Here is a 12,705-nt window from a genome sequence, read left to right as displayed (position 1 = left end):
CGTCCCTGCGCGTCCTCGTCGCCACCGCCGTCCCCGCCGAACGGGACGCGGTGGCAAGGGCGCTGACCGGGGATCCGCACGCCGAGGCGCCGGCCGCGGGCCTCGATGCCGACGCGCTGGCCGTCGGCGTGGGCCCGGCCGCCGCCGCGGCGGGCACGGCGACCGCACTCGCCCGTGCCGCCGCCTCGGGCCGGCCCTACGGACTCGTCGTGTCGGCGGGCATCGGCGGCGGTTTCCCGCCCCACGCGCCCGTCGGCTCGCTCGTCGTCGCCGACGAGATCACCGTCGCCGACCTGGGCGCCGAGACGCCCGACGGCTTCGCGCCCGTCACCGAACTCGGGTTCGGCGCCGTCACCCACCGTCCGCCGCGTTCCCTCGTACGGGGTGTGGCCGACGCCTGCGGTGCCGCGAGGGGCACCGTCCTCACCGTCTCCACCGTGACCGGCTCCGCCGGGCGCGCCGCCGAGCTGCGGCGACGCCATCCGCACGCCCTGGCCGAGGCGATGGAGGGTTTCGGCGTCGCCGAGGCGGCCGCCCTGCACGGCCTGCCCGTCCTGGAGGTCCGCGCGGTCTCCAACCCCGTCGGCCCGCGCGACCGCGCCGCCTGGCGGATCGGCGACGCGCTGACCGCGCTGAGCGACGCGTTCGGGAAGTTCGCGCCGGTACTGAGGAGTTGGAACACACATGACTGAGTCCCCGGCGGCAGCCATCGACCGCCCGCTGCACATCGCGTACTCCCCCTGCCCCAACGACACGTTCGTCTTCGACGCCTGGGCGCACGGCCGGGTGCCCGGCGCCCCGGAGCTGGACGTCACGTTCGCGGACATCGACATCACGAACGGCATCGCCGAGCGTGCCGCCGCCGCGCACTCCTCGGCGCCCGCGTCGCTGTCCTCGCCGGACCTGGACGTGCTGAAGGTGTCGTACGCGGTCCTGCCGTACGTCCTGGACGAGTACGCGCTGCTGCCCTGCGGCGGCGCCCTCGGCCGCGGCTGCGGGCCGCTCGTGCTGACCCGTGAGGCGGGCGTCGACCTCACCGGCAAGACGGTCGCCGTGCCCAGCGAGAAGTCGACGGCGTACCTGCTCTTCCGCCTCTGGGCGGCGGACACGCTGGGCGACACCGGTGTCGGCGGGATCGTGGTGCTGCCGTTCGACGAGATCATGCCCGCGGTGCGCGACGGCAAGGTCGACGCGGGCCTGGTCATCCACGAGGCGCGCTTCACGTACCAGAACTACGGCCTGCACCGGCTGGCCGACATGGGCGAGCACTGGGAGGCCACGACGGGCCTGCCGATCCCGCTGGGCGCGATCATCGCGAAGCGGAGCCTCGGCGCGGCGACCCTCGAACTGCTCGCCGATTCGGTCCGCACCTCGGTCCGGATGGCCTGGGACGACCCGGAGGCCTCCCGTCCGTACGTCCTGGAGCACGCCCAGGAGATGGACCCGGCGGTGGCCGACCAGCACATCGGCCTGTACGTCAACGAGTTCACGGCCGACCTCGGCGAGGACGGCTACGCGGCGATCCGCGGCCTGCTGACGCGCGCCGCGGCCGAGGGGCTCGTGCCGCCCCTCGGCCCGGACGCTCTGGCGTTTCCCTAGCGGTGTTCGAGCGGCGCCGCCCCGGCAGGGCTTCCTGCTGGCGGCGGCGTGCGGCGGCGGGCTACACGTCCAGCTGGTCCGCCACCGCCCGCAGGAGGCCCGCGATCTTCGCGCCCGACGCCTTGTCGGGGTAGCGGCCCTTCTCCAGCATCGGCGTGATGTTCTCCAGCAGGGTCGTCAAGTCCTGGACGATCGAGGCGAGTTCGTCGGGCTTGCGGCGCTGGGCTGCGGCCACGGACGGCGTCGGGTCGAGAATCGCCACGGAAAGGGCCTGGTCACCGCGTTGTCCGGCGACGACGCCGAATTCCACGCGCTGGCCGGGCTTGAGTGTGTCGACGCCGGCGGGCAGTACGGAGGAATGCACGAAGACGTCGCCGCCGTCGTCGCGGGAGAGAAAGCCGAAGCCCTTCTCGCTGTTGAACCACTTGACCTTGCCGGTAGGCACGTGAAGTCCTCGTCCTCGTACTCGTCGTACTCGTCTGTGCCGGGTCCGCCCGTCCGGGTACGGCGGGGCGAAAACGGCTCTGGATAGCACTACAGCGGGTCGCTCGACCCGCCGAACCCAAGACTATTGGTCCCGGGGCCGGTGACAAGACGTCCCCAGATTCTTCCTTCGCGCTGGGAACTACCCTGGTGGGGTGCGTGACAAAACCCAAGCGAATTCGGCCGGACCGGGCGACGGCATGGTCCGGACCGGAGCAATCGTCTTCTTCGTCGGAGCGGTGGCCACACTGGTCACCGTGGCCCCGCTGTTCCTCGGCACCGACCCCTTCCCCTCCCTCGCGTACGCGGTGTGCATGCTGATGGGGGTCGGGTTCGTGCTCGCGGCCGTCGGCGTGCTGCGCGGCATCGCCTTCCAGCGGCGGCAGGCCAGGTCCACCACCCCGTGACGGGCGCCCTTCGCCGACCGGCTGACGGCGCCGGCTGTCGGCGCTAGCTGACGGAGTTCCCCGCGGTGTACGCGTCCAGCCAGGCGGGGAACTCCGCGAGGCCGCCGAGCACGACGTCGGCGCCCGCCGCGCGCAGTTCCGCTGCGTCGCACGGTCCGGTCGCCACCGCGACGGACAGCGCGCCCGCCGTACGCGCACCGCGTACATCACCGGTGTGGTCACCGACGTACACCGACGCGTCGTGCGCGCTCAGCGCCTCGGCCTTCGCCTCCGCCCACAGCCAGCCGATGACGGCGTCGGCCTCGATGCCGAGGTGCGCCAGGTGCAGCTTCGCGTTGGGCTCGTGCTTGGCGGTCACCACGATCACCCGGCCGCCGTGCGCGTGCACCGCCGCGACGGCCTCGCGGGCCCCGTCCATCGCGAGCGTCGGCTCGATGGCGTGTGTGGTGTAGATCTCGCGGTATCGGTCGCCGGTCTCCTGGATCTTGTCCTCGGGAAACCAGTTCCGCAGCTCTTCCTCCAGCGGCGGGCCGAGCCGGGTGACGGCCAGATCGGCGTCGACGTACGTCCCCGTCTCCGCGGAGAGGGCCTCGTAGGCGGCCTTGATACCGGGCCGGGAGTCGATCAGGGTCATGTCGAGGTCGAAGCCGACGGTGAACGTGTGTGAGGTGGTCATGGGCCCATTCTGCCGAGGGCGGGCACCGGCCCCGCCCGTAGACTTAGCCAAGCCTTACCAAGCCGTGCCGCAAACGTCAGCCGTACGCGCGGTGCCGCCGGTGCCGGCCGCGCCACGCCCCGCCGAGCAGCCCGCCCCTCTTCCCACGTGACCCGCCCCGCTCCCCGCGTGACCCTTTCCGCTCCCTACGGGAAACGAGCCCTGCCGATGCGTGTGCCCGTCCGACGTGCCACCGTGCTGGCCGCGGCCGTCGTGGCCCTGCTGCTCGCCGTCCTGCTCAGCCTCGCCGTCGGGGCCCGCGCCATCGCGCCGTCCGCCGTCCTTGACGCCCTGCTGCACGGCGGGCACGGCGAATCCGCCGAGGTGATCAGGGAGATGCGGGTGCCGCGCACCGTCATCGGCGTGCTGGTCGGCGCCTCGCTCGCGGTGGCCGGCACGGTGCTGCAGGGCATGACCCGCAATCCGATCGCCGACCCCGGCATCCTCGGCATCAGCCAGGGCGCCTCGGTGGGCGTCGTCCTCGCCATCGCCTACGCCGGGGTGCACACCCTGTCCGGATACGTGTGGTGGGCGTTCGCCGGAGCGGGCATCGCCTCCGTCGCCGTCTACGCGGTCGCGGCCGGCGGCCGGGGCGGCGCGACCCCCGTGAAACTCGCGCTCGGCGGCGCCGCGGTCAACGCGCTGCTGGTCTCCGTGACGACCGCGGTCCTCACCACCAGGGCGTCCGCGCTCGACGAGTTCAGGTTCTGGCAGGTCGGCTCGCTCGCCGGCCGCGACGCCCGGATCGTCGGCCAGATCTGGCCGTTCCTGCTGGTCGGTCTGGTGCTCGTCCTCGTGGTCGCGCGCGGCCTCGACGCGCTCGCGCTCGGCGAGGACGTGGCGAAGGGACTCGGCCAGAACGTGGCGACGGTACGGATCGTCGGCGGGCTCGGCGCGACGGTCCTCACCGGCGCGGGTGTGGCCGCCGCGGGCCCCATCGCCTTCATCGGCCTGGCCGTCCCGCACCTGGCCCGCGCGGTCATCGGCGGCGACCACCGCTGGGTGCTGCCGCTCGCGGCCTTACTGGGCCCCGTGATGCTCCTGGTCTCCGACACGGTCGGCCGGATCGTGTTCCCGCCGAGCGAGGTCCCCGCCGGGGTGATGACCGCGCTGATCGGAGTGCCGTTCCTGGTGGCCCTCGTCCGCGGGAAGACGGTGGCGGCGTGACGACGGCACCGCGGGCCGAACGCCGGACGAGGCCGGGCCCCCGCGTCCGTCCCGCCGGCTACGCCGTGCTCCGCGTGCGCCGTACCGCCTTCCTCGTGCACCGGCGGGCCGCCGCGGTCGCCGTCGCGCTCACGCTGCTGCTCGCCGCGGCCTGTCTCGCGTACCTCTGTGTCGGGGAGTCCTTCGTGCGGCCCGTCGAGGCCCTGAAGGTCGTCCTCGGCCTGCCCTCCCCCGACACCCTGGTCGTCGGCACGCTCCGCGAACCCCGCATGGTGGTGGGCCTGCTGGTGGGCGCCGCGTTCGGCGTCGCGGGCGCCCTCATCCAGACCGTGGCCCGCAACCCGCTGGCCAGCCCCGACATCATCGGCATCAGCCAGGGCGCGAGCGCGCTCACGGTCGGCGCGATGACGTTCGGCGTGACGTCCTCCACGGTCCTGCCCTACCTCTCCGTGCTCGGCGGGATCACCGCGGCCGCCCTCGTGTACGTCTTCGCGTGGCGCGGGGGCCTGCACGCCACCCGCTTCGTCCTCATCGGCATCGGCTTCGCCGTCGCCCTGCGCTCGGTGACGACGCTCTTCATGACCAAGGGCGACTACCTCGTCGCCCAGCAGGCCCAGATCTGGATGACGGGCTCCCTCAACGGCCGGGGCTGGGCCGAGGCGAACCCGCTCGGCCCGACCCTGCTCGCCCTGCTCCCGTGCGTCCTGTGGGCGGCCCGCGCCCAGCGCGCGGTCACCCTGGACGACGACACGGCGACGGCCCTGGGCACACGCCTGGGACACGTACGCCTCGGCCTCGTCGTGCTCGGTGTCGTCCTCGCCTCGGTGGCGACCGGCGCCGCGGGCCCCGTCGACTTCGTGGCGCTCCTCGCCCCGCAGACCGCCCGCAGGCTGACCCGCACCGCGCAGATCCCGCTGCTGTGCTCGGCGCTGCTCGGCGCGCTGGTCGTGGTCCTCGCCGACCTGGCGGCCCGCCGGCTCTTCTCGCCCACGGAGCTCCCGGTGGGGGTGCTCACGGCGGCCGTCGGGGCCCCGTACCTGATCTGGCTCATCGTCCGCAGCCGTTCCGTCCGCAATGGAGGCACGCCGTGACCGCCCCCGCCCGCCTTTCGGCCCGCGAGCTGACCCTCGCCTACGAGGACCGCACGGTCGTCGACCGCCTCGACCTCGCGGTCCCCGACGGCAGGGTCACGGTCATCGTCGGCCCCAACGCCTGCGGCAAGTCCACGACGTTGCGGGCCCTCGGCCGCCTCCTCAAGCCGCGCGGCGGCGCCGTCCTCCTCGACGGCGAGTCGCTCGCCGGGCTCCCCACCAAGAAGATCGCCCAGCGGATCGGCCTGCTCCCGCAGACGCCCCTGGCACCCGAGGCGATCACCGTCGCCGACCTCGTCGCCCGCGGCCGCCAGCCGCACCAGCACTGGTGGCAGCAGTGGTCCGACGCGGACGAGAGCGCGGTGACGGAGGCGATGCAACGCACCGACGTCACGGCCCTCGCCGAACGCCCCGTCGACGAGCTCTCCGGCGGCCAGCGCCAGCGCGTGTGGATCGCGATGGCCCTGGCCCAGGACACGGACCTGCTGCTCCTCGACGAACCCACGACCTACCTGGACATCTCCCACCAGGTCGAAGTCCTCGATCTCGTACGCCAGTTGAACCACGACCGCGGCCGCACGGTCGTCGTCGTCCTGCACGACCTCAACCAGGCCGCCCGGTACGCCGATCACCTCGTCGCCATGAAGGACGGCGAGATCGTCGCCGAGGGCGCCCCGGCGGACATCGTCACCGAGGATCTCGTACGCCGGGTCTTCGGCCTGGAGTGCGTGGTGGTCCCGGACCCGGTGACGGGCTCGCCGCTGGTGGTGCCGGGGGCGCCGTGGTCGGCGCCGCCGCCGACGCCGGCGGCGGGCGACGGCGCGGGGGCCGCCGGGACTCCCGGATGACCACGGATGACCACGAATGACCGCATGGAACTGCCCGGTCCGCACCCGCCCCTGGACCTGACCCTGGCCCTGGCCCCTCGTGAAACTCGTGAAAGGTGTCCGCATGAACCACTCCCGCTTCCCGCTGCACCGCCGCCCCCGCTCCCTCGTCACCGGCGCGCTGGCCCTGACCGGCGCGCTCGCGCTCGCCGCCTGCGGCTCCTCCGGCTCCGGAGGTTCGGAGGGCTCGGGCGACGGCTCCGGCAGGACCCGGACCGTCAAGACGGCGATGGGCGACGTACAGGTGAAGGAGCATCCGCAGCGGGTCGTCGTCCTCGACACCGCCGAACTGGACTCCGCGATCACGCTGGGCGTACGGCCGGTCGGCTCCACGCACGTCGAGGCGTCCTCGGGCTTCCTGAGCTACCTGCCCAAGGACGAGGTGAGCGGAATCAAGGACGTCGGCGAGATGCTGAACCCGAACATGGAGGCCATCGCCGCCCTCAAGCCGGACCTCATCCTCACCTCCAAGATCCGGCACGCGGCCAAGTACGACCAGCTCAAGGCGATCGCGCCGACCGTCATGACGGAGACGACCGGCTACCCGTGGAAGGAGAACTTCCAGGTGCACGCGGAGGCGTTGGGCAAGCAGGCGGAGGGGAAGAAGACGGTCGCCGCGTACACGGCGCACACCAAGAAGGTCACCAGGGCCATCGGCGGCGCCGCGAAGGCCGGACGGACCGAGGTGAACGTCCTCCGCTTCATCGAGGGCGCCGACATCCGCCTCTACGGCGACCAGAGCTACATCGCCACGCTCCTCAAGGACGTCGGCCTCGGCCGCGCGCCGATCTCCGCGAAGGCCAAGGACGGTTTCTCCTACGACCTGTCCCCCGAGAAGGTCGACCTCGCGGACACGGACGTCATCTTCCGTTCAACGTACGGGGATCCGAAGAAGTCCAAGGAGACCCAGACCGTCGGCAGCAGCCTGTGGAAGAACATGAAGGCGGTGAAGTCGGGCAACGTCCACACCGTCGACGACGAGCTGTGGATCCAGGGCATCGGCTACACCGCGGCGGACAAGATCCTGGACGAACTGCAGGCGGACCTGACGAAGAAGACGAAGCAGTAGACGGAACGGGAACCGGAGGGCACCGGGGGGAGCCGGGGAAGCACCCCCGCCCCTCCCTCACAGCCTCACGGCCTCACAGCCTCACGGCCTCACAGCCTCACGGCCTCACAGCCTCACGGCCGCTGACGCTGCGACCTCCACAGCAGGAAGAGCGCGGAGGCGACGGCCGCGCCGCGCACCACCCACGGCCAGGTGTCGGCGATGGCATCGCTCATGTGCCCGTCCCTGATCGGATCGCCCCAGCGCCCTTCGCCCCGCCCCCACAGCCAGGTGACCCCGGCGGCGACGGCGAGACCCGGCAGCCCCAGGACGGCCAACTTCACCTCGGCGCGGGAGAGCCTGCGGGAGGCGTAGGCGATGAGCCAACCCACGCCGAGGGCGAGGAAGTTGCCGAGGACCGCGCCCACGGTGAGGAGAGCGGCGGCGAGCAGGAGCAGCGGGTTGCTGAAGGCGGGGCCGGTGTCCGCGCCGCCCCGAGTCCGCGGAATCCGCAACAGCCGCCGACCGCGCCCCCCACGCTCGACCCACTCTTCTTCCTCCCCCTCTTCGTCATCGTCTTCTTCATCTTCTTCGTCTGCTTCGCCCTTGGCCGGGGCGGTCGACTTCTTGGTGAGGCGGGGACCGTCGGCGGAGGGCGGGGGCTTGAGTATCTCGGGGATCTCGACGCCGCCGACGAAGCCGGGAACGCTGTCGGCGAGACCGAACGGACTGCTGTCCACCCGCCACCAGTCGGGCTCGGAACCGCGGGGCCCCAGTTCGTCCGTGCCGGCGAGATGCGGCGGCGAGGGCAGCGGCCCGTCGAAGCCGTCCGGATACCCGGGCTCGGGAGCCTCCGGCGCTTCCGGGGCGGCGGCGCGGCGGGGCCGGGGCACGATGCGCCGCAGCCCCTTGGGGGCGACTCCACGCTCGTCGTCCCCGCTCTCGCTGCGCTGCCGCCGAGCCTCCCCGTCCCCCCTGAACGCTTTCGGCTCCCTGGGCTCCCTGGGCTCCTTGGGTTCCCTGGGCTCCCGGCGGGGCCGCGACCGGTTGCCGCGCTGCTCGGGTACGGCGGTACGGGACGGTCCTGCCTGCGCCGATACGTCGCCGGAGGTGCCGCCCGCCGCGTCGACGACCTCTTCCGGGGTGCCCAGGCGGTCGAGGATGCGGCGGACCGTGGCGGGGCTGTCGCCGACGCCCTTCGCCCGGCCGCGGTCGATCCGGTTCCGCAGCTCGGAGACCAGCCGCATCCGGTCCCCGGACGGCAACTGCCGCTGCTGGGCCAGGTCTCCGACCCGGCTCAGATAGTCGTAGACCAGCTGATCGCTCTCAATCCCCACGAAGTCCCCTCCGGGGCGGCTGCGTTGACGCGCCGCGGTTGTGCACAGGGCTCTCGACGGTACCGCTTCCTGGCGGGGGCGCCTACGTGGCACCGCATCCAACAGGGCAAGCGGAAGGCACGCCCTAGGGGATCCCCTCCCCCTCAAGACGGACGTCGTCCACCGCAGGGTGCACGGGAGGCCGGGTCCGACTGCACCGCAGGCCGATGCGCGCGGGCCCGCCGGAAACCACCATGAAGACATGAGCGCACCTACCTTCACCCAGGCATCCGCCCGCACGTCGACGACGGCGACGGCCACCGACACCGCCCCCGGCACCCGCACCCGCGGTGCCCTCCGCGCCGCCAAGGCCTTCGCGGCCGCCGCGTTCGGCGTGGTCGTGCTCGGTGAGTACGCCGAGGAAGCGGGCGTACGCCGACACTGACCGCCCTACCCGCACCGCACACCGCACCACCTGCCCCGCCCCGACCAACACCCCGCACTGCACCGCACCCCGGCAAGGCACCCCCACCACCCCCGCCCCGCCCCACTAGGGTCACACCGTGAAACCACGGAAAGTGATCGAACCGTCACTCGTGGCAGCGGTGTTGCTGCTCGCGGGATCCCTCGCCGCACTGGCCGCCCTCTGCGTCGTCCAGCACGTCCCGATGGCCGACACACTGGTCTACCGGGCCGAGGGCGCCGCCGTCGCCGACGGCAGTGACCTGTACGGGTTCACGGTCACCGAGTGGGAACTTCCCGCCACCTACCCGCCGTTCGCCGCGATCCTCTTCGTACCGACGACCTGGCTCCCCCTGGGCGTCCTCAAGGCCGTCTTCCTCGTCGGCAACGTCGCCCTCCTCGCCTTCATGGTCCGCCTCTCCGGCCGGCTCGCGGGCCTGCCCGTCCGCGCCGCGTCCGTCTGCGCAGCCACCGCCCTCGCACTGTGGCTCGAACCCGTCTTCCAGACCGTCCTGTTCGGCCAGATCAACCTCGCGCTCGCCTGCCTGGTCCTCTGGGACCTCACCCGGCCCCCGGGCGCGCTCGGCAAGGGCTTCGCGCTCGGGGTCGCGGCCGGGATCAAACTGACGCCCGCCGTCTTCATCGCGTACCTCTTCCTGCGCGGGCGCACCCGCGAGGCGCTCACGGCCCTGTCCGCGTTCGCGGGGACCGTGCTGCTCGGCCTGCTGGCGCTGCCCGCCGCGAGCGTCGAGTTCTTCACGCGGCGGGTCTTCGAGACGGGCCGGGTCGGCAAGGCGTGGATCGTCGACAACCAGTCGCTGCAGGGCCTGACCGCCCGGCTCCTGCACGACGCGGAGCCGGGCGCGGCCTGGGCCGTACCTGCGGCGCTGACGGCTCTCGCGGGCCTGTGGCTGGCCCGCCGCGCCGCCGACGAGCCCCGCGCCCTGCTCCTGACGGCGTTCACGGCCGTTCTGGTCTCCCCCATCAGCTGGTCCCACCACTGGGTGTGGTGCGTACCGCTGATCGCCCTCCTGATCGCCGCCGGCAGGCCACGGACGGCGGCCGCCGTGGCGGTGCTCTTCACGGCCCGCACGTTCTGGCTGCTCCCGCACGAGGGCGACCTGGACCTGCGGCTGCCCTGGTGGCAGCAGCCGTTGGCGTCGCCGTACCCGCTGCTGGGTCTGGCGCTGCTGCCGCTCCTGAGTACGTACTTGAGTACGCGCACAGAGGTGCCGCCCCCGCGCGCGACGGTTGACTCACCCCATGAACACCGAGACCCACAGCGGGACGGCCAGCGAGACCCCCTCCGGGACGGAGCCGCGCGCCGAGCGGGCCGCGCGTAACGCCGCCGACGCCGCCGCGCACCCCCTCCCGCGCCCCTCCCGCACCCTCGGTCTCGCCCTGGCGACCCCCGCCGTCCTGCTGCTGCTCACGCTCGGCTGGTTCGTCGTCGGACTCGACGCGGAGCTCGGCGACGCGTCGTCGCAGGCCCACCAGGACCTGGTGGCCCGCTATGTCCTCGCGGTGCTCGGGGGCCCCGGATGTCTGCTGGCGGGCTGGCTCACGCCGCGCGACTCGCGCGCGGCGTGGCTGCGGACGGCGTTCGCCCTCATGTCGGTCGTGACGGTCCCGGCGGCGATGCTCGCGGGCGCCTGACGACGCCCGGGCGACCTGAGTCGTTCAGAACCACCCGAGACCACCCGAGACCACCTGAGAGCACCCGGGACTACCCGGGACCACCCGGGACTACCCGGTCAGCAGATCGTCCGCGTCCACGATCCGGTAGGCGTACCCCTGTTCGGCGAGGAACCGCTGCCGGTGGGCGGCGAAGTCCTGGTCGATGGTGTCGCGCGCGACGACGGAGTAGAAGCGCGCCTCGTGCCCGTCGGCCTTGGGCCGCAGCACGCGCCCGAGCCGCTGCGCCTCCTCCTGCCGCGACCCGAACGTGCCCGAGACCTGAATGGCGACGGTCGCCTCCGGCAGGTCGATGGAGAAGTTGGCGACCTTCGAGACGACAAGGACGGAGAGCTCGCCCTGCCGGAAGGCGTCGAAGAGCTTCTCGCGCTGCGCGTTGGTCGTCTCGCCCTTGATGACGGGCGCGTCCAGGTGCTCGCCGAGCTCGTCGAGCTGGTCGATGTACTGCCCGATGACGAGGGTCTGCTCACCGGCGTGCTTCTTGACCAGCGCCTCCGTCACCTTCCGCTTGGTCGCGGTGGTCGCGCAGAAGCGGTACTTCTCCTCGGCCTCGGCGGTGGCGTACGCGAGCCGCTCGCTGTCGGTGAGGTTGACCCGCACCTCCACGCAGTCGGCGGGCGCGATGTAGCCCTGCGCCTCGATCTCCTTCCACGGGGCGTCGAACCGCTTGGGCCCGATGAGCGAGAAGACGTCGGACTCGCGCCCGTCCTCCCGTACGAGGGTCGCGGTCAGGCCGAGGCGGCGGCGGGCCTGGAGGTCGGCGGTGAACTTGAAGACGGGTGCGGGCAGCAGGTGCACCTCGTCGTACACGATCAGGCCCCAGTCCCTGGAGTCGAAGAGCTCCAGGTGCGGGTAAACGCCCTTCCGCTTCGTCGTGAGCACCTGGTACGTGGCGATGGTGACGGGCCGGATCTCTTTCCTGGTCCCGCTGTACTCGCCGATCTCGTCCTCGGTCAGCGAGGTCCGCTTCACCAGCTCGTGCTTCCACTGGCGGGCGGAGACGGTGTTGGTGACGAGGATGAGGGTGGTGGCCTTGGCCTGCGCCATGGCGCCCGCGCCGACCAGCGTCTTGCCCGCGCCGCAGGGCAGCACGACCACACCGCTGCCGCCGTGCCAGAACCCCTCGACGGCCTGCTGCTGGTAGGGCCGCAGCGACCAGGTGCTCTCGTCCAGGTCGATCTGGTGCGCCTCGCCGTCGACGTACCCGGCGAGGTCCTCGGCGGGCCAGCCGAGCTTCAGCAGCGTCTGCTTGATCTGCCCGCGCTCGGAGGGGTGCACGACGACGCTGTCCGGGTCGATCCGGGCGCCGACGAGCGGCTGGACCTTCTTCGACCGCAGGATCTCTTCGAGGACGGGCCGGTCGGTGGTGGTGAGGACGAGACCGTGAGTGGGGTGCTTGGAGAGCGTGAGGCGTCCGTACCGCGCCATCGTCTCGGCGACGTCGACGAGCAGCGCGTGCGGCACCGGGTACCGGGAGAACTCCACGAGCGCGTCCACGACCTGCTCGGCGTCGTGCCCGGCGGCGCGGGCGTTCCACAGCCCGAGCGGGGTGACGCGGTAGGTGTGGATGTGCTCGGGCGCGCGCTCCAGCTCCGCGAAGGGCGCGATCGCACGACGGCAGGCGTCGGCCTGCTCGTGGTCGACCTCGAGCAGGAGGGTCTTGTCCGACTGGACGATGAGGGGACCGTTCACGCGAGCACCTTCCGTTCAGGCCGATAGGCCAAACGTCCAGTGTGCCGCATGGGGGCGCCTCCGGGTGGTGACGTCGGCTACAGGCCGCCGCGCGCCCGGCCACGCCCGCGGACCGTCCACGGGGACGGCGCCCGCCACCCACC

Annotated in this window: 14 protein-coding genes; 10 read left to right on the top strand and 4 right to left on the bottom strand. The window is 72.6% G+C overall.

The annotated features are described in order from the left end of the window. Window positions 1–5 precede the first annotated feature (5 nt). Both ACZ592_RS18690 and ACZ592_RS18685 read left to right on the top strand, forming a co-directional pair. Window positions 6–692, top strand: coding sequence for a futalosine hydrolase (locus ACZ592_RS18690; protein WP_471583005.1), 687 nt, complete (start codon window positions 6–8; stop codon window positions 690–692). Further along, window positions 685–1,599, top strand: coding sequence for a 1,4-dihydroxy-6-naphthoate synthase (locus ACZ592_RS18685; RefSeq protein WP_471582654.1), 915 nt, complete (start codon window positions 685–687; stop codon window positions 1,597–1,599). The genes ACZ592_RS18690 and ACZ592_RS18685 overlap by 8 nt, the downstream gene beginning before the upstream one ends. Before the next feature lie 61 nt (window positions 1,600–1,660). On the opposite strand, the gene ACZ592_RS18680 is transcribed toward ACZ592_RS18685, so the two are convergent. Further along, window positions 1,661–2,044 carry a cold-shock protein gene (locus ACZ592_RS18680; protein ID WP_076685560.1) on the bottom strand — a complete coding sequence of 128 codons (384 nt, stop codon included), beginning with the start codon at window positions 2,042–2,044 and terminating at the stop codon, window positions 1,661–1,663. 193 nt (window positions 2,045–2,237) lie between these two features. On the opposite strand from ACZ592_RS18680, the gene ACZ592_RS18675 reads away from it, so the two are divergent. After that, complete coding sequence (locus tag ACZ592_RS18675; RefSeq protein ID WP_471582653.1) at window positions 2,238–2,489, top strand: hypothetical protein; 252 nt, start codon at window positions 2,238–2,240, stop codon at window positions 2,487–2,489. Between the two features lie 43 nt (window positions 2,490–2,532). Here ACZ592_RS18675 and ACZ592_RS18670 read toward each other — a convergent pair whose 3' ends face one another. Continuing rightward, window positions 2,533–3,165, bottom strand: a complete 633-nt coding sequence (locus ACZ592_RS18670) for an HAD family hydrolase (protein WP_471582652.1) — start codon at window positions 3,163–3,165, stop codon at window positions 2,533–2,535. A 207-nt stretch (window positions 3,166–3,372) separates the two neighbouring features. Between ACZ592_RS18670 and ACZ592_RS18665 the strand changes: the two genes are divergently transcribed. The 4 genes from ACZ592_RS18665 (at window position 3,373) to ACZ592_RS18650 (ending at window position 7,418) form a co-directional block, all read left to right on the top strand. Beyond that, window positions 3,373–4,371 (top strand): FecCD family ABC transporter permease, encoded by a 999-nt coding sequence (locus ACZ592_RS18665; protein ID WP_471582651.1) that lies wholly within the window; start codon window positions 3,373–3,375, stop codon window positions 4,369–4,371. Further along, window positions 4,368–5,462 (top strand): FecCD family ABC transporter permease, encoded by a 1,095-nt coding sequence (locus tag ACZ592_RS18660; RefSeq protein ID WP_471582650.1) that lies wholly within the window; start codon window positions 4,368–4,370, stop codon window positions 5,460–5,462. Before ACZ592_RS18665 ends, ACZ592_RS18660 begins: the two co-directional genes overlap by 4 nt. Continuing rightward, entirely contained in the window at window positions 5,459–6,310 is an 852-nt protein-coding gene (locus tag ACZ592_RS18655; protein WP_471582649.1) for an ABC transporter ATP-binding protein, read from the top strand. The genes ACZ592_RS18660 and ACZ592_RS18655 overlap by 4 nt, the downstream gene beginning before the upstream one ends. A gap of 103 nt (window positions 6,311–6,413) precedes the next feature. Beyond that, the gene (locus ACZ592_RS18650) at window positions 6,414–7,418 is read left to right on the top strand and encodes an ABC transporter substrate-binding protein (protein ID WP_471582648.1); all 1,005 of its coding nucleotides are present in this window, start codon (window positions 6,414–6,416) and stop codon (window positions 7,416–7,418) included. A 113-nt stretch (window positions 7,419–7,531) separates the two neighbouring features. On the opposite strand, the gene ACZ592_RS18645 is transcribed toward ACZ592_RS18650, so the two are convergent. Next, window positions 7,532–8,734 (bottom strand): hypothetical protein, encoded by a 1,203-nt coding sequence (locus ACZ592_RS18645; RefSeq protein ID WP_471582647.1) that lies wholly within the window; start codon window positions 8,732–8,734, stop codon window positions 7,532–7,534. A 241-nt stretch (window positions 8,735–8,975) separates the two neighbouring features. Between ACZ592_RS18645 and ACZ592_RS18640 the strand changes: the two genes are divergently transcribed. From ACZ592_RS18640 to ACZ592_RS18630, 3 genes are all read left to right on the top strand, one after another. Further along, window positions 8,976–9,158 (top strand): hypothetical protein, encoded by a 183-nt coding sequence (locus tag ACZ592_RS18640; protein WP_471582646.1) that lies wholly within the window; start codon window positions 8,976–8,978, stop codon window positions 9,156–9,158. Window positions 9,159–9,324: 166 nt separating this feature from the next. Next, on the top strand, window positions 9,325–10,518 hold the full coding sequence (locus ACZ592_RS18635) for a glycosyltransferase 87 family protein (RefSeq protein ID WP_471583004.1): 1,194 nt from the start codon (window positions 9,325–9,327) through the stop codon (window positions 10,516–10,518). After that, a complete protein-coding gene (locus ACZ592_RS18630; protein WP_471582645.1) occupies window positions 10,439–10,831 on the top strand; it encodes a hypothetical protein in 393 nt (130 codons plus the stop codon). The genes ACZ592_RS18635 and ACZ592_RS18630 overlap by 80 nt, the downstream gene beginning before the upstream one ends. A 90-nt stretch (window positions 10,832–10,921) precedes the next feature. Here ACZ592_RS18630 and ACZ592_RS18625 read toward each other — a convergent pair whose 3' ends face one another. Continuing rightward, window positions 10,922–12,562 carry a DNA repair helicase XPB gene (locus tag ACZ592_RS18625; protein ID WP_471582644.1) on the bottom strand — a complete coding sequence of 547 codons (1,641 nt, stop codon included), beginning with the start codon at window positions 12,560–12,562 and terminating at the stop codon, window positions 10,922–10,924. Window positions 12,563–12,705 lie beyond the last annotated feature (143 nt).

This window comes from Streptomyces sp. NPDC040622 (assembly GCF_055593965.1).
Note: the sequence above shows the minus strand (reverse complement) of the source record. Positions and strands in the feature narration are given on the sequence as shown.

Bases quoted from the DNA above. Each gene is read 5' to 3' on its own strand.
- ACZ592_RS18630 (WP_471582645.1), top strand. From the start codon at position 10,439: ATGAACACCGAGACCCACAGCGGGACGGCCAGCGAGACCCCCTCCGGG.
- ACZ592_RS18665 (WP_471582651.1), top strand. From the start codon at position 3,373: ATGCGTGTGCCCGTCCGACGTGCCACCGTGCTGGCCGCGGCCGTCGTG.
- ACZ592_RS18685 (WP_471582654.1), top strand. From the start codon at position 685: ATGACTGAGTCCCCGGCGGCAGCCATCGACCGCCCGCTGCACATCGCG.
- ACZ592_RS18640 (WP_471582646.1), top strand. From the start codon at position 8,976: ATGAGCGCACCTACCTTCACCCAGGCATCCGCCCGCACGTCGACGACG.
- ACZ592_RS18670 (WP_471582652.1), bottom strand. From the start codon at position 3,165: ATGACCACCTCACACACGTTCACCGTCGGCTTCGACCTCGACATGACC.
- ACZ592_RS18650 (WP_471582648.1), top strand. From the start codon at position 6,414: ATGAACCACTCCCGCTTCCCGCTGCACCGCCGCCCCCGCTCCCTCGTC.